Genomic DNA, 18,230 nt, shown 5'->3' on the forward strand with positions numbered 1-18,230 from the left:
ATCAATCGTTTAGAGGGAAACGCGCCGCAATATTCGGGCCGGGCATCGCTCCGGCGAATCCAAAGGCGCCATACAAGGCATTTTCACAAAGACCCGAATTGTACTTACTTTTTGAGAGGGGAATCCCGAAGGCCCTGAAACAGGGGCTGGGTTTCAAGCAGCGGGGTAATGCGTTCTGCGCGCATGGAGCGAAAGTAATAAAACCCCTGCACCAGATCGACATTGAGTTCGTGAACCAGTTCCAGTTGCTCACTGGTTTCCACGCCTTCTGCAATGACCTCAAGACCCAGACGATGACCAATAAAGACGATACCGGCCAGAATGGCCCGATCCTTCAGGCTCTCGGTTGAATCCATGACAAAGGTGCGATCGATCTTGAGGGAAGTCACGGGGAACTGTTTCAGGTAGGCCAGCGAGGAGTAACCGGTACCGAAATCGTCGATGGCGATTTTCATGCCGCGATGATAAAGCGCTTGCAGATGGGCCTTGACCGTCTCGTCAGCCTGTACCAGAACGTTTTCAGTAATCTCGATACCCACATCGCGCATGGAAAGCTGATGGCGCTGCATGGTCCTTTCCAGCTCTTCAAGCATCGCGGTAGAACGCAGATGCTCTCCCGAAAGATTGATGTCCACACGATAGCCATGAAGCCCCTGGGCTTTCCAGCAGGCCTGCTGACAGCACAGCGCTTCGATGGCCCAGCTTCCCAGCCGCCCCATCAGCCCAAACCGTTCGGCCAGTGGAATGAACTCTGACGGCGACACCATGCCACCCTCGGAGGGGAACCAGCGCAGCAGTGCTTCCATGCTTTCAATGCGCCCGCTGCGCGATATCTGCGGCTGAAAATGCAGCGCCAGCTCCTGTTGATCGATGGCATTTTCAAGACGTTTTAGCAATTCATGCTGGTAAATCAGATCGCGATGAAACTCATGACTGAATATCTGAAACCGGCTTTCACCGGGCGTTCTGGCCCGATTTCGAGCCACATTGGCGGCATAAATGAGTGACTGGGCATCCTCGCCATTGTCGGGGAAAAGACTGATGCCCTGACTGACCGTAATGTGATGAGGCTTGCCATCCAGCATGAAGGGCAGCTCAAACATGCTGTCGACCCGGTCGATCAACTGCAGCGCATGGCGCCTGGAGTCGAGATGAGTACAGGCCATGACGAACTCATCATTGCCAAACCGCGCCAATAGATCAGACGTATAACAGTGCTGGGAAAGGCGCTCGGCGACCTGGGTCAGCAGGTGGTTTCCCTGCTCATACCCCAGTGAATCGTTGATTTCGGAAAAATTTTCGATATCGATGAAAAAGACCGCCAGCGTCGCCCCGTGACGATCCTCATCTTCAAGCAGCCGATTGAGCTCTGCGATGAAGGCCGCTCGATTCGGGAGCAGGGTCAGCGGGTCATAGCGTCGGATGAACTCAAGGTCGCGATGGGCCTGCTTTTGTACCGAAAGGTCAACGTCTACGCAGAACATCAACGGATTATCCGTATGCTGGCCAAGCATGACATGGTGGGAAAATACCGCCACGCTACGTCCTGACTTGTGTACCAGCTCCATTTCGCTGGCGGGTATTTCTACCCCCTCATTGATCCAGCTCTGGTGCGCACGTACCACCGACTCGCGCATCTCCTGCGGAATAATCAGCTCCTCAAACCGGCATCCCCTCACCTCATCGGGCATATAGCCATAGAGCTGTGTGCTGGCCGCATTCCAGTAGATCACGCGTCGTTTACGGTCATAACCCTGCACGGCGACGCGCGGCAGACTTTCAAGCAATGCTCGAAAGCGCTGCTCGCTTCGATCGTAGCGCAGACGCTCGTGGCTGCTGAGGCGATTTGCCGGATGATGAAGCTGCTGATAGAGCTGGCGATTACGTAAGCGGGTGCGATGCCAGGCCAGCAGAACTGCAAGAAGAGCCAGCCCCAGAATCATGATCGCCAGATTGCGCGCACCAATGAAAGGTGTGATCACCAGCGCTGCTATCAGGCCCATTATCCATAGAACCAGGCCATAGCGCGGGTCATTGTGCGAAATGCGCATCTCCGATTAATCCTGATCTGACCCCATAGAGGGTCGGCTGGTCAAAAATACTGGCGTATTCCGTCAGCATAACAGCTTACGCCATGTCACAAGGAATAATTGAGGCGTTACGCGTATCTGCTATTGGCTTTAATTTCCCGCTCTCTTGCGTACTCGATCATCACTCCCTTTCTGAAAGCCCATAACATTTGTCTGCCGAGTGTCTGCAAATGCAGACACTCGGCGTGACTTATTATCCTTTCAGGAGAAACATGATGACCACCACCAACGCACAGTCGTTTTGGCAGCATAATGTACCCACAGCGCTTGCCGAACACGACTGGTGTTTTACCCATGTTCGCGATCATATTGATCTGGAAGCATGGCAGTCCTATACCCGCGACCTTCCCCGCGACCCTTACGTTGAACGCCGCTGGAAGCGTATGTCCTGGTTGGCACTTGATGAACAGGGCCACATGAAAAACCTGGGCGAATGCCCCATGGCACAGGGGGGACAGTACAATGACGCTGAAAGCATGGCGGACAAATTGCGCTGGTACCCGTCGCTGGAACAGGACTTTCTTGATCGTCCCGATGTTCGCGCCTTTGTAGAAGCCTGGGCTGCGCTCTGGGGGCTGGGTGCCAATGAGCCCATCCTGATGCAGATCACCGGCGTCAGAGGCTCGGGAGAGCTTGACCCCCTGCAGGGACAGGGCATTCATGCTGATGGCTGTCGCTATCTGAGCATCATGGTACTGGACCGTCACAACGTCAGCGGGGCCGAAAGTGTGCTCTACGCAGATCGTGCAGGCCAGACGTTGTTGGCCGATCAGGTCATGGTACCAGGCGATGTGCTTCATCTGCGTGACGATCGCCTCTTCCACGGCGCAAAGGCACTGCGCCAGGAAAATTCGAACCAGCCCTATGAGCGGTTTATCATCATCATCAACTCAAGCTTCGTGGATGGCTTTCAAAACCGCATGCTGCGTCGCTATTTTCCCGAAGCCGTCATTCATGAACATATTGCCTGACCCTTTGGGCAGGATTGTTCTTTTGAAAACGTCTTTTCAACCATAAAAGGAGCCGCCGGCCGACGCATGTCGGCCGGCATCCGGTGACCCGGGTCGTCATGAACGACTTATACCGGGCACCTGTCCCATTGCCGCCACGACCTGGCGCCGATGACAGTCAGGCGCATGATCGTTGACCATTCCTGTCGCCTGCATCCAGGCATAGACGATGGTGGGCCCTGCAAACTTGAATCCTCTTGCCTTGAGCGCCTTTGAAAACACGGTAGACAGCGGCGTTTGTGCCGGTACCGGGGGCGAGTTCTGAATCGGCCGATGCTCTACCATCGACCAGCAGAACGTGGCGAAATCCTCGCCCTGATCCTGCATATGCAAAAAGGCCCGGGCGTTGCCGATGGTCGCCTCGATCTTGGCCCGTGAGCGAATGATGCCGGCATTGCCAAGCAATTGCTCAACATCACGCTCGGTGAAACGGGCAATCCGCTCGGGGTCGAATCCTTCAAACGCCTCACGAAAGGCATCACGCTTTTTCAACACCGTCAGCCATGACAATCCTGCCTGAAAGCCATCCAGTATCAGCTTTTCCCATAGCGCTCGCGCATCGAATTCCGGCACTCCCCACTCATGATCGTGATAGTGCGCCAGCACAGGATTGCCCTGAACCCACGGACAGCGTACTGGCAAGGGCCTGTCCAACATGAGACATCTCCGGTTTCGTGGCGGCAACACAACCTGTCGCACCTGTATTTTCCTGCGGGGATCTGACATCAGGGTCCATCTGCACCTACCCTGAAGGCTCACTTTATATTCCTTCAAAAGGCAGCGCTCATGAACCCTATCATGCACACCATTGTGGTCGGCATTTTAAGCTATCTGGTCCTGATTATCGTTTTACGCCTCTCGGGCAAGCGCACCCTGTCAAAATGGAACGCGTTTGATTTCGTCACCACCATCGCACTGGGTTCCATTCTGGCCACGGCACTGACCTCGACGCAGGTTTCCCTTGCCCAGAGCGTGACCGCTTTCATTGTGATCGTGATGCTGCAGTTTGTGATCACGTTCACTTCGGTGCGCTCGCGTGGCGTGCTCAAGTTGATCAAGTCTCAGCCCACCCTGCTGCTGTTCAAGGGTCAGTACCGTCTGGAGGCCATGCAGCGAGAGCGTGTGGCAAAGGCCGAAATTCTGGCGGCCATTCGTGAAAAGGGCATGGCTGATGTCGAGCAGGTACACGCCGTCGTTCTGGAAACCGATGGCGCCTTCAGTGTGATCGGCACTGCCGGGGATCAGGACTCGGCCCTGGAAGGCGTCGAAGGCGTGTCGAACCAATAACGACAAAATGGCCCCGGTTAAGGGGCCTGATCATGTCATGACATACGATCAACACGGGCCATCATGATGTCACCATTTCCGGCCACGCCCATGACCCTGTCGATATCTACCCATGACGACTCATCGCTTTTTTGCCACCACCCTGCTGACCTGTTGCCTTGCCCTGCCCTTCACCACGCAGGCGCAGGCCTTTACCTGGTGGGACGACATCTCCGAGACGGCCATCACCCAGTCCAGAGCCGAACTGGTCCAGAAGGTACGCCAGCTCAAGGGGCTATCGCAGCTGCAGTACGTCAATCGAGTGGTCAACAGCGCAGCGCGTCAGCAGGAGGAAGACACTGACATCTGGAAAGGATTCGACCGCCTGACTCGTGAGGGCTACGGCGACTGCGAAGACTTTGCCATCGCCAAATACCAGATCCTGCGAGAAGCCGGCATGTCAGCGGACAGGCTCGACTTTCTGGCAGCCCGGGACACGCTGACCCCGACCTATCACGCCGTTTTACGGTATCGACAGGATGATGGCCGCTATCTGATCCTCGATAACCTGACGCCGCTGATACTGCTGCAAGCGCAGCGTACTGACCTCACACCTATCGTGACCTTTGACGAGCAGCACAGCGCGCTCTGGAAGGATCAGCGTTTCGTGCCGATTGCCCCGTCGCAGGTCAGGCTGGGGGGCAAACTGTTGAGTGAGCGCATGGCGAAGCTGATGCACTACTGAGCATCAAGGCCCTTCAGGCTGCCAGCGCCTGCGTTAGGTAGGCCCGAAGCGAGGCATTCCGGAACTGGCATTTCAGATACCAGAGCTGTCGAGTGGTCATGGTTTTCGGCCGGGTCATGTAGAGCACTTCCGCCATGGTAGGCACAAAGGGTTTCAACAGCAGGGCCATACCCGCCTCTTCCGGGGTTCGATTGCCCTTGAGACTGTTACAACGCTGACAGCAGGCGACGGCATTGAGCATCGAAAGTCGGCCACCGCGCGAGCGAGGCAGGATATGATCGATCGTCAGGGCTTGACGCGTCACCGTCACTCCGCAGTAGGCGCAGCAAAGCCCCTCACGGTACTTGCACAGCACCCGATTGAAGCCGGTGTGCTCAAATGCCAGCATGGCATGGACGGGGGGCGATACCCCGATCACCTCGGGAATATCGATAAAGGACTGCCGACCGGTCAGCGAACTGGTACCGCCATGGAGTCGATAGGCGGCCTCACCATCGGACCACACCACGCCCCCTTCACACGCCCGCGACATCAATACCGCCGCTTCTTCAAGCGTCAACCAGTCGATCGGAATGCCGGAGGCATGAAGACGTAACACCATGGGTTGGCGCATAACACGAAACTCCCCACGCGTCGAGACGATAGCCACGATCCTACACCACTATGTCATTACCGTGACAATCCCTTCATAAGTCTCTATCGAGCCGACGGTTACTTGCTGCGGGCATCTACGCTGGCATGCCCCATTGACAGCGCATCGTTGCATATATAAAACGTTCCATATATGGAACAACTCCTTTGCGGACAATGGAACGATAGCTCTCATGGATGATGATGCCCTGCAACGGCTGGGTCGGCGCGTCATAGCGTTGCGACAACACAAAACATGGTCCCTGTCCTTTCTGGCCGACAGGGCCGGCATTGCCAAATCGAGCCTGTCACGCCTTGAGCAGGGCAAGGGCAATCCGACACTCGACACCCTGTGGCGCCTGGCCCTGCAGCTGGACATCCCTTTCAGTGCCCTGATTGCCACTGCCCAGAGCAGTGTCAGCGAGGAGGATGTCTCGGTGTCCCTGCTTGATCGCCTTCAAGGCATTGTGCCCGTCGACATCTATCTGATGACGCTGGCCCCTGATGCCGTGCGCTACGCCGGCGCTCACGCGGCGGGAACACGCGAAACCCTGCAGATCCTCGCTGGCCAACTGCAGGCCGGCCCCGACCGGGCACTCGTCATGCTGGAAGCCGAAGGGATACATCAGTTTGAAGCGGGTCAGGCCCACACCTACCGAGCGGGCCCTCAGGGCGCCACGGTGCTCGTCACCATCTTTTATCCGCAGGGAGATGTGGCATGAATGTGAAGGCCTGGCGAATGGGGGCATGCGAAGCTCTGCCGCTGCTCAGTGGCTATCTGCCGGTGGCCCTTTCCTTTGGACTGGTTGCCAGCCAGGCCGGCTTTAGCGCCTTTGAGGCCACCGCACTATCATTGCTCATTTACGCTGGCGCCTCGCAGTTCCTGTTTGTGGGCATGATCGCCGGGGGCGCGCCGCTGTGGCTGACAGTGCTCATGACGCTTTTGATCAATGCACGTCACCTCATCTACTCCATCACGCTGGCGCCTTGGATGTCACAGAGCCGCCGATGGCCATGGCTGATGCACGGCCTGACGGATCAGGTGTTTGCGCTGGCGCACTATCGGCTGCCACTGCTGAGTGAGCACGATCGCATGAGCTGGTTTTCCAGCACGGCTATCGTGGCGTGGGCTGGCTGGGCGGGCGGGACACTGATGGGTAGCCTTGCCGGTGAGCAGTTGATTCAACAGTGGCCACTATTGGCAAGCGCCATGACCTTCGCACTGCCGGCACTTTTTTTGGTGCTTCTGGCGCCACGCTGTACATCGATACGCTGGTTCATTGCGCTGCTGGCCAGCGTTCTTTCTGCCTTGATGCTGAGCCTTCATGACATGATCAATGTCGCCATACCGCTGGCGGCAGCGCTTGGCGCCCTGTGTTTTTATCTATTGCCGGACAGTACTGCGAGGACACGCGCATGAACGGTGCCATCTGGTGGGCCGCTGCGGCGACGGCCGTGGGGACACTGCTGATTCGAATGCTGCCACTATATGTTATGCAGCGACGTATGAGTCGCGCATCCGATATCGAAAGGGAGAGGCCGCTGCCAAAGTGGCCCGGAGTGCTGGCACCGCTGATGATCGCAGCGCTTCTGGGGCTATCGCTGGCTCCTCATCCGAGCAGTGCTCTGGGCTGGAGCAGCACGGCCGCCGGGAGCCTTGCCACGCTATGCCTGTGGTACAAAACGCGAACGCTAGGAATGCCAGTGGCGGCCGGGGTGGCCGCCTATACACTGGTGCTGTTGATCGGGTCATGAAGGCATCTGCATGACCCGATCAGGGCTTAACACTCGATGGCGTTGACAGCCAGGCCGTAGTTCACGGCCAGCCCGCCCAGCGAGGTTTCCTTGTATTTGCTCTGCATATCCCGACCCGTATCGCGCATGGTGCGAATGGCATGATCCAGCGAAATAAAGTGGGTGCCATCACCGTTGAGGGCAAACTGCGCCGCATTGATGGCCTTGACCGACGCAATGGCATTACGCTCGATGCACGGCACCTGAACCAGACCACCGACCGGGTCGCAGGTCAGGCCGAGATTGTGCTCAAGGCCGATTTCGGCAGCATTTTCTACCTGCTCTGGCGTCCCGCCCATGACCTGACACAGGCCGGCGGCGGCCATGGCACAGGCCGATCCCACTTCCCCCTGGCACCCGACCTCAGCGCCGGAGATCGAGGCGTTTTTCTTGCACAGAATGCCAATGGCACCGGCTGTCAGCAGGAAGTCGACAACACCGCGCTCACAGGCCGTTTCCTCGAACTTCATCCAATAGCCCAGCACGGCCGGAATAATACCGGCAGCGCCATTGGTTGGCGCAGTCACCATGCGTCCACCGGCGGCATTTTCCTCGTTGACGGCCAGGGCGAACAGGTTGACCCAGTCCATCGCTGAAAAGGTAGTGGCGATCAGATTCTTCTCGGCCCGTTCAAGACGCACCAGCAGCGAGGCAGCACGACGCTTCACGTTCAACCCACCCGGCAGAACGCCGGTTTGCTCAAGGCCCTTGGCAATACAGGCCTGCATCGCCTGCCAGATACCAAAGAGCTCCTGACGCACTTCTTCTTCGCTGCGCCAGACCAGCTCGTTGGCCATCATGACCTGAGCGATGTTCATGTTCTCGCGCTTGCAGATCTCGAGCAGCGCATCGGCACTGTCAAAATCATACGGCAAGGTGACGCCGGCTTCGGTATCACCGTTCTCTTCGTCGGCACCATTGATCACAAAACCACCGCCGACCGAATACCAGGTCTGGGTAATGTTGCTGCCATCCCTGAGGGTGGCCACCAGCGTCATGGCGTTGGGGTGGCGCGGCAGTGGCTCGTTGGACCAGTAGAAATCCCGCTCCCACAGAAAGGGGACGCTGACCCGACCACCCAGGCGCAGCACCTGTGACTCCAGCAGCTCATCGATGGCAGGCGCGATAATGTCAGGGTCGATCGATGCCGGAAGCTCACCCATCAATCCCATAATGACAGCGCGGTCGGTGCCATGCCCGACACCGGTAGCCGACAGCGATCCATGAAGATGAATCTCGACACCGGTCACCCGTGAGGTCGCCTGCCGCTCATCCAGCGCATCCAGAAATAATTTGGCCGCACGCATGGGGCCGACCGTGTGCGAACTGGATGGACCAATGCCGATATTGAACAATTCGAAGACGCTGATAGGCATGCTGTCACCCCATAATCGGTGTAAGGAGCGCTAAACCGTCATTGGATTTATGCGCGATGGGGCCAGCATGTATTGCCTTGAGGCGCCTTTCAAAGCATAAATAGGCGACCAGGGTTTAGTTTTACTAAACCATAACACCTATTGCCCTGACATTGGGCCACTGCTGATGACGAGTCTTTCATGCCTTCAGCCACGACCTCCATGCATGCAGGTCTTCATGTCTTCGCCTGCGCAGCACGCCACCTTTCCTTTACCCGTGCAGCGGGTGAACTCAATGTGACGACCGGTGCTGTCAGCCAACAGATTCGACTGCTGGAGGAAAGGCTCGGCTTTCGACTTTTCCACCGTCACCCGAGAAGGCTGTCGCTGACGGCCGAGGGCGAGCGCCTGGCCGAGGCCGTGTTGAGTGCGCACGGTCGTATCGACCAGGAGCTCAAGCGACTGTCCCGCGGTCTGATGAGCGGAGAACTCATACTGCGCTGTGTGCCGTCCTTTTTGACCCGCTGGCTGATGCCGCGTCTGCCACGGCTGCAGGCACAGCTGCCGGCGCTGGATATTTACCTGCACGCTGAAGACAGCGACCGCGCCCTCACCGAGGAGAATTTTGATCTGGCCATCGACCTTGGCAATGATCACTATCCGGGAATGGCCTCTACGCTATTGATGGAAGAGATCATTTTTCCGGTCTGCGCACCGTCTCTTTTCAGCCACCGCCCGGCGCTGAATCACCCTGACAGGCTTGCCCACTATCCCCTGCTGCATGATGTCACCGCCTGGCGCGGCAGCAGCCCGCACGGCGAATGGCATCACTATCTTGAGGCCATCGGCGCCGACCCGGTGGGCATCCAGCGAGGCTACAGCTTTAATCGCCATGACCTCACCATGGAGGCGGCACGTGCCGGCATGGGGATCGCCATCGCCCGACAGACACTGTTACGTGATGAATTAAGCAGCGGCCAACTGATCGCACCGCTGCCGCAGCGAGTCAATACAGGACGTCATTATGCGATCGTCCATGCCTTTGGGGCGCTGGATGACCCCCGCATTCGCGCCGTTCATGACTGGATCTGCGCCGAGGCCAGACGCACCCCGGGGGCGTGACGACCCAATATCATGGCCATAAAAAACGCCCGCCTCCAGAAAGGATACGGGCGTTGAGCGTCAAGGCGATCGCTTGTCCGTCGACGGTTTATTCGTCAATAAAGGAGCGCAGCGACTCGGAACGTGACGGATGACGCAGCTTGCGCAGTGCCTTGGCTTCGATCTGTCGGATACGCTCGCGGGTCACATCAAACTGCTTGCCCACTTCTTCCAGTGTATGGTCGGTATTCATGTCGATACCAAAGCGCATGCGCAGCACCTTCGCTTCGCGCGCCGTCAAACCGCCCAGAACGTTACGCGTGGCCTCGATCAAACCTTCACCGGTGGCCGAGTCGATCGGGGAGACCATGGTGGAATCCTCGATGAAATCACCCAGATGGGAGTCATCATCATCACCAATGGGCGTCTCCATCGAGATCGGCTCCTTGGCAATCTTGAGCACCTTGCGCACCTTGTCTTCCGGCATCTCGAGGCGCTCGCCCAGCTCTTCAGGCGTAGGCTCGCGACCCATCTCCTGAAGCATCTGACGCGAGACGCGGTTGAGCTTGTTGATCGTTTCGATCATGTGTACCGGAATACGAATGGTACGGGCCTGGTCGGCAATCGAGCGCGTGATCGCCTGACGAATCCACCAGGTGGCATAGGTCGAGAACTTGTAGCCGCGGCGATATTCAAACTTGTCGACGGCCTTCATCAGACCAATGTTGCCTTCCTGAATCAGATCCAGGAACTGCAGACCACGGTTGGTGTACTTCTTGGCAATCGAGATCACCAGACGAAGGTTGGCTTCCACCATTTCCTTCTTGGCACGGCGCGCCTTGGCTTCACCAATCGACAGCCGACGGTTGATGTCCTTGAGCTCGGATACCGGCAACAACGCCAGCTCCTCTTCAAAGCCAATCTTGCGCTGTGCCCGTTCAATGTCAGAGCGCAGCGGCTCGATGTTGCTGGCGTGCTTGCTGTTACGCGCCATGAAATCATCAAGCCAGCTCGAGTCGGACTCGCGACCCGGAAAGGAAGTAATGAACGCCTTGCGAGGCACCTTGCCGCGCTTGACGCACAGCTGCATGATGGTCTTTTCCTGCTCGCGGATCTGACCAACACTCAGGCGCAGCTGACCGACGAGCCGCTCGAAGTGGCGCGGCACCAGCTTGATCGGCGAGAAGAGCTCCGCCAGACGTGCCTGCTCGCCGCGCGCCTGTGAAGAAGACAGGCCATGCGCTTCGATCGCTGCCTTGGTCTGCTCGTTCTGTTCGCGGATCTGCTCGAAACGAACGCGCGCCAGCTCCGGGTCCGGACCGCCTTCGGAAGCAGTATCGTCTTCCTCGTCGCTGTCATCATCGCTGTCGCTGTCATCATCACTGTCGCTGTCGTCTGAATCCTCGGCGACAACCTCGGGGACAGGCTCTTCAACTTCAGCCACCCCCGGCACCCCTTCATCAGGATCGATGAAACCGGAGAAAAGATCCGACAGACGACCCGGCGCCTCTTCATCCTGGGTGGCATCATAGGCCTGCAGGATGGAGTCGACAGCGCCCGGCAAACTGGACAGCGCAGACATGACCTCACGGGTACCTTCCTCAATACGCTTGGCGATTTCAATTTCGCCTTCGCGCGTCAGAAGTTCAACGGTACCCATTTCACGCATGTACATGCGAACCGGATCAGTCGTGCGCCCAACGTCACTTTCAACGGCCGCCAGCGCTGCGACAGCTTCTTCGGCGGCAGATTCGTCAGGTGACTGATCCGACATCATCAGCGTGTCTTCATCGGGTGCTTCTTCAACGACCTTGATGCCCATGTCGTTGATCATGCCGATGATGTCTTCTACCTGATCGGGATCTGCAATATCCTCAGGCAGATGGTCGTTGACCTCGGCATAGGTAAGAAACCCCTGTTCCTTGCCTTGCGCGATCAACTCCTTCAGACGTGACTGCGGTGTATTTCCAGCCATAGAAACCTATCTCGAAGAAGAGTGAAGCGCCTGGATCATGCCGAAAGGCATACCAGGCAATCCAGTATAGACCAGCAGGGAGCCGACAGCAGAAGGCTGACGCTTCTCACCAATCCTGTGTATTGATTCGGGCGCCAAAAGCCATGCGACGCCTGTCGCTATATCCCTACTAAATATGGGGGATAAACGCTTGTTTCAACCCCATGGCAGGGCTTTCAGCGCTTGATCTCGCAGACCAGCTGCCATAACCGACCCGCTTCCTCACGTGTGAGCTTCTCACCATTTCGCTCCCGCGCCTGAAGCGCGTCAAGCTCACGCTCCGGACTCAAACGCTGGCGCTGCTGTTCAAAATGCGCCACGAGCACTTCCATTTCCCGCTGACGCAGCGCCGCTGGAATCAACGGCTCGCGTTGCAAAAGCGTCAGCAGTCGGTTGCCATGGCTGCTGCCGTGAAAATGCGCCAGCAGCACCTGAGAGGAGCGATAACCACCGGCGCGCAACAGTCTGACAACGTCCAGCAGAAGCTGACCGTCCTCATCGTCGGGACACCATGCCTCCCCTTCCGGCAATGACTCGACCAGAACCGGAGAATGCACAATCAGGTGCAGGATCCGACCGCTCGAGCTCAGCGTCGCAGTGCCCTTTTGGCGAGGGGGCGGCCCTTTTCCGGCCGATGTATCCTGATACTCGGACGCCTGGGTACGTGCCTGATGCTGCGGTGCCTGTGAAGCACCAGACCCGGATCTGGTGCTGCCTTCGGAAAGCTCTTCCAGCGTGCTGCGCTCAAGTCCCGTACGCTCGCTGAGCTCACGCATCAAAAGGGATCTCAAAAGGCCCTGAGGCAGCTTCCCGATTCCTTCGAGCACAGCACTGGCAAAACGTTCACGATCCTCGATACGACGCAGATCACGCCCTTCGCCAGCATGATCAAAAAGATATTCCGTCAGCGAGCCGGCCCTTACGATGCGCTGCTCGAACGCCTCACCACCTTCCTGGCGGATCAACGAATCGGGGTCTTCTCCGTCTGGCAAAAACAAGAACCGGGCCTGACGCCCGTCAATCATCAACGGCAGCACGGTATTCAACGCACGATGGGCGGCCTGCCGCCCGGCAGCATCACCGTCAAAACAGAACACCACTTCGTCGACCAGGCGAAACAGGCGCCGAAGGTGTTCATCGGTGGTGGCAGTACCAAGCGTTGCTACAGCATAGTCGACCCCGTGCTGTGCAAGGGCCACCACGTCCATGTAGCCTTCAACAATAAGCATGCGCTCGGGGCGTTTTGACTGCACTCGAGTCTCGTAGAGACCGTAAAGCTCTCGCCCCTTGTGAAATACCGGAGACTCGGGCGAGTTGAGGTACTTGGGCTTTTCATCCCCCAATACCCGACCGCCAAAGCCGATGGTACGCCCCTTCCAGTCGCGGATAGGAAAAATGACCCGATCACGAAAGCGGTCCCAGCTACGCCCGGCCTCTTCCTTTCTGACCAGCAGGCCATATTCGACCTGAACATTCTCATCCACGCCCTTCTCGCTCAGATGACGCTTGAGCGTATCCCAGCCGGCAGGCGCATACCCGATGGCATAGCGGCTGACGATGTCGTCACTCAGACCGCGGCGCGACAAATATTCATGTGCCTGATGCGCCGCAGGTGACGCCAGCTGCTGCTGATAGAATCGCGTCCCCAGCTCCAGCAGATTGACGGCTTCTTCCTGGCGTTTTGCCTGCACCCGTGCCTGCTGGCGCTGTTCGTCGCTTTCTCCTTCCCGGGGCACCTCCATGCCCGCACGGCCTGCCAGTGCCTCGATCGCTTCCGGAAAATTCAGGCGATCAAACTCCATGACAAAGCGCAGCGCATTACCGCTCGCACCGCATCCGAAGCAGTGATAGAACTGCTTGTCAGCACTGACGGTAAAGGAAGGAGACTTTTCCTGATGAAACGGACAAAGCGCCGAATGATTGCGCCCTGTCTTTTTAAGCTGTACACGAGAACCAATGAGGTCAACGATATCCGTTCGTGCCAGTAAATCGTCGATAAATCGTTGAGGGATTCTGCCGGCCATAATGTCCTGCACTACCTCAAGAGTCAGTGGTCACGCCTGATCCAGCGCCGTCACCTCGATGAATCGAAATGCAGCCTGCCTCGGGTGTGTCGTGTGGCGTTATTCATGATGGCATCAGCACTCGCTACCCTATCGGCAGCGCCTGACGCATCATTACCTGTAGAATGAACATCTACAAAAACGAACGGCCGCCAATGGCGGCCGTTCGGCATCCCGCTGAAGCGTTGGGCATACGCTCAGGTACGGATCAATACAACCGCTCGAAGCGCTTGCGTTCGCGCTGCAGCTTCTTGGCATGGCGCTTGACAGCTGCTGCTGCCTTGCGCTTGCGCTCGGCCGTAGGCTTTTCGTAGTTCTCACGACGACGGACTTCGGAAAGCACGCCAGCCTTTTCACAGGAGCGCTTGAAGCGACGCAGAGCAACGTCGAACGGTTCGTTGTCACGTACTTTGACGGAAGGCATTAAGCAATCACCACCTTAAGGAGATCAATGAGGTTTGAATGTGCTCAATGCCGTCGATGCGGCACTTAAACCGGTCATGACATGTTTATCACGATTCAGCGAAGGCGCCGCGATCAGCGGCCAGAAGCACAGCCCGGTATTACAGGGACACGCATTATAAACGTCGCGCCTTCGGTTTGCAAAGCGCCTGACGCGAGAAGTACAAACGGGTAAACTTGCACACCTGCCGGCTGCAACCAAAATGAGCTGCAGAACGGCACCCGCCATTGAAAGACGCCCTTACCGAAATCAGGACACACCATGCGCGTACTGGGGATCGAAACCTCCTGCGATGAAACGGGAATTGCCCTGTTTGACAGTGAACACGGACTGTTGGCCGACGCCCTGTTCAGCCAGATCGACATGCATGTCGAACACGGCGGCGTTGTACCCGAACTGGCCTCACGTGATCACGTACGCCGCCTGCTCCCCCTTATTGATCAGGTACTGGCCGAGGCAGGCCTTGAAGCCCGCGATGTCGATGCCATTGCCTATACGGCGGGCCCCGGCCTGGTAGGTGCCCTGATGGTGGGCGCTGCTACCGCTCACGGTCTGGCCTGGGCCTGGCAGGTACCCGTACTGGGCGTGCATCACATGGAAGGCCATCTGCTGGCCCCCATGCTGGAAGAAGAACGTCCCGAGTTTCCCTTTGTCGCCGCGCTGGTGTCCGGCGGACATACACAGCTGGTGGCCGTGCATGCACTGGGAGACTATGAGCTGCTGGGTGAATCCGTGGACGATGCCGCCGGAGAAGCCTTTGACAAGGCCGCCCGCATGCTCTCGCTGCCCTACCCCGGTGGCCCGCATATCGCCCGACTGGCAGAACAGGGTGACCCCACCCGCTTTCGCTTTCCAAGGCCCATGACGGACCGCCCCGGCCTGAACTTCAGCTTCTCGGGCCTCAAGACCCATACGCTGACCACCATCAAGGCGCTTGAAGCCGAAGGGGCGCTGGATGATCAGACCCGCGCCGACGTGGCGCGTGCCTTTGAAGAAGCCGTTGCCGACACCATGGTCATCAAGTGTCGACGCGCGCTTGAGCAGACCGGTCTCAAGCGGCTGGTCGTGGCCGGCGGCGTCAGCGCCAATCAACGCCTGCGCCAGCGCCTGGATACGGCACTGGAAAAACTGGGCGCACGCGCCTTTTATCCGAGAGGACGGTTTTGTACCGACAACGGCGCCATGATTGCCTATGTCGGCGCCCAGCGACTGATGGCGGGTGAGCATGATGACCAGGCCATGATCGCCACGCCGCGCTGGCCGCTTTCCGAGCTCAGCCCGCCGGCACCGCGCCGGGATGCCACCCAATAACCCATGACAGGAGTAACGCCATGGACATGGTCCTGATCGAAGAACTGGCGCTGGAAGCCGTGATTGGCGTATATGAGTGGGAAAAGCGCATCCATCAGCGTCTTTTACTGACTCTTGAGCTGGGCTGTGACATCGCCCAGGCCGCGCGCGACGATGATCTGAAATCAACTCTTGATTATGCCGCCATCAGCCAGCGTCTCCAGCAGTACTGCAGCGAGCACCAGTTCGAGCTGGTCGAAACCTTTGCCGAACGCATTGCAGCCCTGCTTCGAGAGGAGTTCGGCATTGCCTGGCTGCGCCTGACGCTGAAAAAACCCGGCGCCGTGGCAGATGCCGCCTTTGTCGGCGTGCGTATCGAGCGCGGCGAGTACGGTCGCTGACATGTCGTTCGTACTGTTCAGCCTGGGCAGCAACGCCCACCGTCATCGACGCATCGATGCCGCGCTTTCGGCCCTGCATGGCGCTTTTGGTGAGCTGCTGATATCGCGGGTATTTGAAAGCCATCCGGTGGGCTTTGACAGTCCGTGTAACTTCTACAACCTGGTGGTGGGGGCGTCATGCCCCTGGTCGGTGGCAAGGCTCAATCAATGGTGCAAGCAGGTCGAGCGCGACAACGGCCGCGATCACAGCGCCCCGAAGTTCAGCTCACGCGCGTTGGATATCGATATCCTGTGCGTGGACGACCTTACCGGATGCGTTGACGGGGTGACCCTGCCCCGCGAAGAGATCACCTATAATGCCTTTGTCTTGCGCCCGCTGGCGGAAAGCTTTGGCGAGTATCGCCACCCGCTTACGGGAACCGCCTATCGAGCGTTATGGCAGGCGTTCGATGCCGACTCCCAGGGGCTCTGGCCGGTCAGCTTCGAATGGCAGGGAAAACGGATTTCAGCGCCGGAACCCATTGAAGCCGTCACGCTTGCGCCAGCGCGCATTCGATAGCGTCGCGGCGCGCCACATCGATCATGCGACCCAGCTCGGCACCCCGATGCCCCTGGGCCATGAGTGACTGCGGTGACACCTGTCTTGCCTGGTCGATGGCCTGCTCGAGTGCGGCGACCGGCAACCCGAAGTCCCCGATGGCCAGCATATCAAGGACTTCATCCAGGCGGGATGGCCGCCGCCAGGCATCCATGGTCTGGCCCCAGGCCAGCACCTGGTCGGCATCCGGCGCACTCGACAGCAGTTTCCGGCTGCGCACGACCATCAGCGCCCGGTCACGCCACTCTCCCGGCACACGGTAACGGTCACACAGTGCGGTCAGCGCGTCATGAGACAGGTCAGCCGTTAACAGCGCCCAACGCGCCATGGGCGCCTCGGCCGTTCTCATGCGCGAAAGCCCCGCGGCCAGCACGTCATCAAGCGCCGGCATGAGCACCTTGAGCGCTCCGCACTGCTGCAGCAGTTCGAAAAAGGCCGTCGGATCCGGCTCGCCCAGGGTTCGCTCAATTTCCTGCCAGACCCGCTCGGCCACCAGATGGCCCACTTCGCCCTCAGCCACCATGGCCTTCATCAGGGTCATGGTGTCGTCGGCCACCGTGAAACCGCGCGGGCGAAAGCGAGCCAGAAAGCGAGCGGTACGCAGGATGCGCAGAGGATCCTCGCCAAAGGCCTGTGACACATGACGCAAAATGCCGGCGCGACAATCTTCAAGACCATGATAGGGATCCACACGCCGTCCCGAACTGTCCTGCGCCATGGCATTGATGGTCAGATCGCGCCGTACAAGATCTTCTTCAAGCGTCACCTCGGGGGCCGCATGCACCTCAAAACCGGTATAACCATGACCGGATTTGCGCTCGGTCCGCGCCAGTGCATACTCCTCCTGGGTATGAGGATGCAAAAAAACCGGAAAATCCCGTCCGACCGGGCGAAATCCACGCTTTCGCATCTCTTCACTGGTCGTGCCCACGATGACCCAGTCGCGGTCATCATGGGCAATGCCCAGCAGATCATCGCGTACGGCACCGCCAACGCAGTAAACCTCAAGCCCCTGAAGCGCCTCGTCAAGCTCAAAACGAATCACTGCGGCCCTGCCCCCTCGTCACGCACCACCTGATCGGGGTGGTGATGCTGCCAATGGGTAAAGCCGCCTTCCAGACTGTACACCTTTTCAAAGCCCTGCCCGGCCAGCCACAGCGCCGCCTGCTGACTGGAATGGCCGTGATAGCAGACCACCACTACCGTGCTGTCCTGCGGCGTGCGCTCGACAAAGTCACCGACGCTCGTATTGTCCAGATGGTAGCTGCCCGGGATATGTCCCTGACTGAAGCTCATGGGGTCACGAATATCCACCACCTCATGCGCCGTGCCGCTGTCCTGCCACTGGCTCAGGGTGTCGTGATCTAGATGACTAAAGGACATGAAGTCTCCTTTGAACCTGTATGTAAC

Annotated in this window: 19 protein-coding genes; 10 read left to right on the forward strand and 9 right to left on the reverse strand. The window is 58.4% G+C overall.

Annotation, left to right across the window (positions count from 1 at the left end):
* Positions 1 to 104: 104 nt before the first annotated feature.
* Positions 105 to 2,051 carry a putative bifunctional diguanylate cyclase/phosphodiesterase gene (locus tag ACUN8C_RS10670; RefSeq protein WP_445619201.1) on the reverse strand — a complete coding sequence of 649 codons (1,947 nt, stop codon included), beginning with the start codon at positions 2,049 to 2,051 and terminating at the stop codon, positions 105 to 107.
* Positions 2,052 to 2,302: 251 nt separating this feature from the next.
* Between ACUN8C_RS10670 and ACUN8C_RS10675 the strand changes: the two genes are divergently transcribed.
* Positions 2,303 to 3,061 carry a 2OG-Fe dioxygenase family protein gene (locus ACUN8C_RS10675; protein ID WP_445619202.1) on the forward strand — a complete coding sequence of 253 codons (759 nt, stop codon included), beginning with the start codon at positions 2,303 to 2,305 and terminating at the stop codon, positions 3,059 to 3,061.
* A gap of 96 nt (positions 3,062 to 3,157) precedes the next feature.
* Here ACUN8C_RS10675 and ACUN8C_RS10680 read toward each other — a convergent pair whose 3' ends face one another.
* Positions 3,158 to 3,757, reverse strand: a complete 600-nt coding sequence (locus ACUN8C_RS10680; protein WP_445619203.1) for a DNA-3-methyladenine glycosylase I — start codon at positions 3,755 to 3,757, stop codon at positions 3,158 to 3,160.
* Positions 3,758 to 3,886: 129 nt separating this feature from the next.
* Between ACUN8C_RS10680 and ACUN8C_RS10685 the strand changes: the two genes are divergently transcribed.
* Positions 3,887 to 4,387: a DUF421 domain-containing protein gene (locus tag ACUN8C_RS10685; RefSeq protein ID WP_445619204.1), complete on the forward strand. Its 501-nt coding sequence runs from the start codon at positions 3,887 to 3,889 to the stop codon at positions 4,385 to 4,387.
* 112 nt (positions 4,388 to 4,499) lie between these two features.
* Positions 4,500 to 5,111: a transglutaminase-like cysteine peptidase gene (locus tag ACUN8C_RS10690; RefSeq protein ID WP_445619205.1), complete on the forward strand. Its 612-nt coding sequence runs from the start codon at positions 4,500 to 4,502 to the stop codon at positions 5,109 to 5,111.
* 13 nt (positions 5,112 to 5,124) lie between these two features.
* Here ACUN8C_RS10690 and ACUN8C_RS10695 read toward each other — a convergent pair whose 3' ends face one another.
* On the reverse strand, positions 5,125 to 5,724 hold the full coding sequence (locus ACUN8C_RS10695; protein ID WP_445619206.1) for an HNH endonuclease: 600 nt from the start codon (positions 5,722 to 5,724) through the stop codon (positions 5,125 to 5,127).
* A gap of 211 nt (positions 5,725 to 5,935) precedes the next feature.
* Between ACUN8C_RS10695 and ACUN8C_RS10700 the strand changes: the two genes are divergently transcribed.
* Genes ACUN8C_RS10700 through ACUN8C_RS10710 form a run of 3 tightly spaced genes read left to right on the forward strand, consistent with a single transcriptional unit; the run spans position 5,936 to position 7,496 of the window.
* A complete protein-coding gene (locus ACUN8C_RS10700; RefSeq protein WP_445619207.1) occupies positions 5,936 to 6,463 on the forward strand; it encodes a helix-turn-helix domain-containing protein in 528 nt (175 codons plus the stop codon).
* The gene (locus tag ACUN8C_RS10705; protein ID WP_445619208.1) at positions 6,460 to 7,161 is read left to right on the forward strand and encodes an AzlC family ABC transporter permease; all 702 of its coding nucleotides are present in this window, start codon (positions 6,460 to 6,462) and stop codon (positions 7,159 to 7,161) included. The genes ACUN8C_RS10700 and ACUN8C_RS10705 overlap by 4 nt, the downstream gene beginning before the upstream one ends.
* A complete protein-coding gene (locus ACUN8C_RS10710; protein WP_445619209.1) occupies positions 7,158 to 7,496 on the forward strand; it encodes an AzlD domain-containing protein in 339 nt (112 codons plus the stop codon). Before ACUN8C_RS10705 ends, ACUN8C_RS10710 begins: the two co-directional genes overlap by 4 nt.
* Before the next feature lie 26 nt (positions 7,497 to 7,522).
* Here ACUN8C_RS10710 and ACUN8C_RS10715 read toward each other — a convergent pair whose 3' ends face one another.
* Positions 7,523 to 8,911 carry an L-serine ammonia-lyase gene (locus ACUN8C_RS10715; protein ID WP_445619210.1) on the reverse strand — a complete coding sequence of 463 codons (1,389 nt, stop codon included), beginning with the start codon at positions 8,909 to 8,911 and terminating at the stop codon, positions 7,523 to 7,525.
* Between the two features lie 180 nt (positions 8,912 to 9,091).
* Here ACUN8C_RS10715 and ACUN8C_RS10720 point away from each other — a divergent pair, with 180 nt between their 5' ends.
* Positions 9,092 to 10,012, forward strand: a complete 921-nt coding sequence (locus tag ACUN8C_RS10720) for a LysR substrate-binding domain-containing protein (protein WP_445619211.1) — start codon at positions 9,092 to 9,094, stop codon at positions 10,010 to 10,012.
* 88 nt (positions 10,013 to 10,100) lie between these two features.
* On the opposite strand, the gene rpoD is transcribed toward ACUN8C_RS10720, so the two are convergent.
* The 3 genes from rpoD to rpsU all read right to left on the reverse strand — a co-directional run bounded on the left by rpoD (position 10,101) and on the right by rpsU (position 14,492).
* Entirely contained in the window at positions 10,101 to 11,966 is a 1,866-nt protein-coding gene (gene rpoD / locus ACUN8C_RS10725; RefSeq protein ID WP_445619212.1) for an RNA polymerase sigma factor RpoD, read from the reverse strand.
* Positions 11,967 to 12,181: 215 nt separating this feature from the next.
* The gene (gene dnaG, locus ACUN8C_RS10730; RefSeq protein ID WP_445619213.1) at positions 12,182 to 14,029 is read right to left on the reverse strand and encodes a DNA primase; all 1,848 of its coding nucleotides are present in this window, start codon (positions 14,027 to 14,029) and stop codon (positions 12,182 to 12,184) included.
* 247 nt (positions 14,030 to 14,276) lie between these two features.
* Positions 14,277 to 14,492 (reverse strand): 30S ribosomal protein S21, encoded by a 216-nt coding sequence (rpsU, locus tag ACUN8C_RS10735; RefSeq protein ID WP_086622362.1) that lies wholly within the window; start codon positions 14,490 to 14,492, stop codon positions 14,277 to 14,279.
* Positions 14,493 to 14,792: 300 nt separating this feature from the next.
* Between rpsU and tsaD the strand changes: the two genes are divergently transcribed.
* Genes tsaD through folK form a run of 3 tightly spaced genes read left to right on the forward strand, consistent with a single transcriptional unit; the run spans position 14,793 to position 16,781 of the window.
* Positions 14,793 to 15,842: a tRNA (adenosine(37)-N6)-threonylcarbamoyltransferase complex transferase subunit TsaD gene (gene tsaD / locus ACUN8C_RS10740; RefSeq protein WP_445619214.1), complete on the forward strand. Its 1,050-nt coding sequence runs from the start codon at positions 14,793 to 14,795 to the stop codon at positions 15,840 to 15,842.
* 20 nt (positions 15,843 to 15,862) lie between these two features.
* Positions 15,863 to 16,222: a dihydroneopterin aldolase gene (folB, locus tag ACUN8C_RS10745; protein ID WP_445619215.1), complete on the forward strand. Its 360-nt coding sequence runs from the start codon at positions 15,863 to 15,865 to the stop codon at positions 16,220 to 16,222.
* A gap of 1 nt (position 16,223) precedes the next feature.
* Positions 16,224 to 16,781, forward strand: coding sequence for a 2-amino-4-hydroxy-6-hydroxymethyldihydropteridine diphosphokinase (gene folK / locus ACUN8C_RS10750; RefSeq protein WP_445619216.1), 558 nt, complete (start codon positions 16,224 to 16,226; stop codon positions 16,779 to 16,781).
* On the opposite strand, the gene ACUN8C_RS10755 is transcribed toward folK, so the two are convergent.
* Both ACUN8C_RS10755 and glpE read right to left on the reverse strand, forming a co-directional pair.
* Positions 16,753 to 17,865: a polynucleotide adenylyltransferase gene (locus ACUN8C_RS10755; protein ID WP_445619217.1), complete on the reverse strand. Its 1,113-nt coding sequence runs from the start codon at positions 17,863 to 17,865 to the stop codon at positions 16,753 to 16,755. The genes folK and ACUN8C_RS10755 overlap by 29 nt on opposite strands.
* Positions 17,862 to 18,203 carry a thiosulfate sulfurtransferase GlpE gene (glpE, locus tag ACUN8C_RS10760; RefSeq protein ID WP_445619218.1) on the reverse strand — a complete coding sequence of 114 codons (342 nt, stop codon included), beginning with the start codon at positions 18,201 to 18,203 and terminating at the stop codon, positions 17,862 to 17,864. Before glpE ends, ACUN8C_RS10755 begins: the two co-directional genes overlap by 4 nt.
* Positions 18,204 to 18,230: the final 27 nt, after the last annotated feature.

Source organism: Kushneria sp. Sum13 (genome assembly GCF_052692355.1).

Excerpts from the sequence above, each read along its gene's own strand:
- ACUN8C_RS10670 (WP_445619201.1), bottom strand. The coding sequence starts at position 2,051 with ATGCGCATTTCGCACAATGACCCGCGCTATGGCCTGGTTCTATGGATA.
- ACUN8C_RS10675 (WP_445619202.1), top strand. The coding sequence starts at position 2,303 with ATGATGACCACCACCAACGCACAGTCGTTTTGGCAGCATAATGTACCC.
- ACUN8C_RS10680 (WP_445619203.1), bottom strand. The coding sequence starts at position 3,757 with ATGTTGGACAGGCCCTTGCCAGTACGCTGTCCGTGGGTTCAGGGCAAT.
- ACUN8C_RS10685 (WP_445619204.1), top strand. The coding sequence starts at position 3,887 with ATGAACCCTATCATGCACACCATTGTGGTCGGCATTTTAAGCTATCTG.
- ACUN8C_RS10690 (WP_445619205.1), top strand. The coding sequence starts at position 4,500 with ATGACGACTCATCGCTTTTTTGCCACCACCCTGCTGACCTGTTGCCTT.
- ACUN8C_RS10695 (WP_445619206.1), bottom strand. The coding sequence starts at position 5,724 with ATGCGCCAACCCATGGTGTTACGTCTTCATGCCTCCGGCATTCCGATC.
- ACUN8C_RS10700 (WP_445619207.1), top strand. The coding sequence starts at position 5,936 with ATGGATGATGATGCCCTGCAACGGCTGGGTCGGCGCGTCATAGCGTTG.
- ACUN8C_RS10705 (WP_445619208.1), top strand. The coding sequence starts at position 6,460 with ATGAATGTGAAGGCCTGGCGAATGGGGGCATGCGAAGCTCTGCCGCTG.
- ACUN8C_RS10710 (WP_445619209.1), top strand. The coding sequence starts at position 7,158 with ATGAACGGTGCCATCTGGTGGGCCGCTGCGGCGACGGCCGTGGGGACA.
- ACUN8C_RS10715 (WP_445619210.1), bottom strand. The coding sequence starts at position 8,911 with ATGCCTATCAGCGTCTTCGAATTGTTCAATATCGGCATTGGTCCATCC.
- ACUN8C_RS10720 (WP_445619211.1), top strand. The coding sequence starts at position 9,092 with ATGCCTTCAGCCACGACCTCCATGCATGCAGGTCTTCATGTCTTCGCC.
- rpoD (WP_445619212.1), bottom strand. The coding sequence starts at position 11,966 with ATGGCTGGAAATACACCGCAGTCACGTCTGAAGGAGTTGATCGCGCAA.
- dnaG (WP_445619213.1), bottom strand. The coding sequence starts at position 14,029 with ATGGCCGGCAGAATCCCTCAACGATTTATCGACGATTTACTGGCACGA.
- rpsU (WP_086622362.1), bottom strand. The coding sequence starts at position 14,492 with ATGCCTTCCGTCAAAGTACGTGACAACGAACCGTTCGACGTTGCTCTG.
- tsaD (WP_445619214.1), top strand. The coding sequence starts at position 14,793 with ATGCGCGTACTGGGGATCGAAACCTCCTGCGATGAAACGGGAATTGCC.
- folB (WP_445619215.1), top strand. The coding sequence starts at position 15,863 with ATGGACATGGTCCTGATCGAAGAACTGGCGCTGGAAGCCGTGATTGGC.
- folK (WP_445619216.1), top strand. The coding sequence starts at position 16,224 with ATGTCGTTCGTACTGTTCAGCCTGGGCAGCAACGCCCACCGTCATCGA.
- glpE (WP_445619218.1), bottom strand. The coding sequence starts at position 18,203 with ATGTCCTTTAGTCATCTAGATCACGACACCCTGAGCCAGTGGCAGGAC.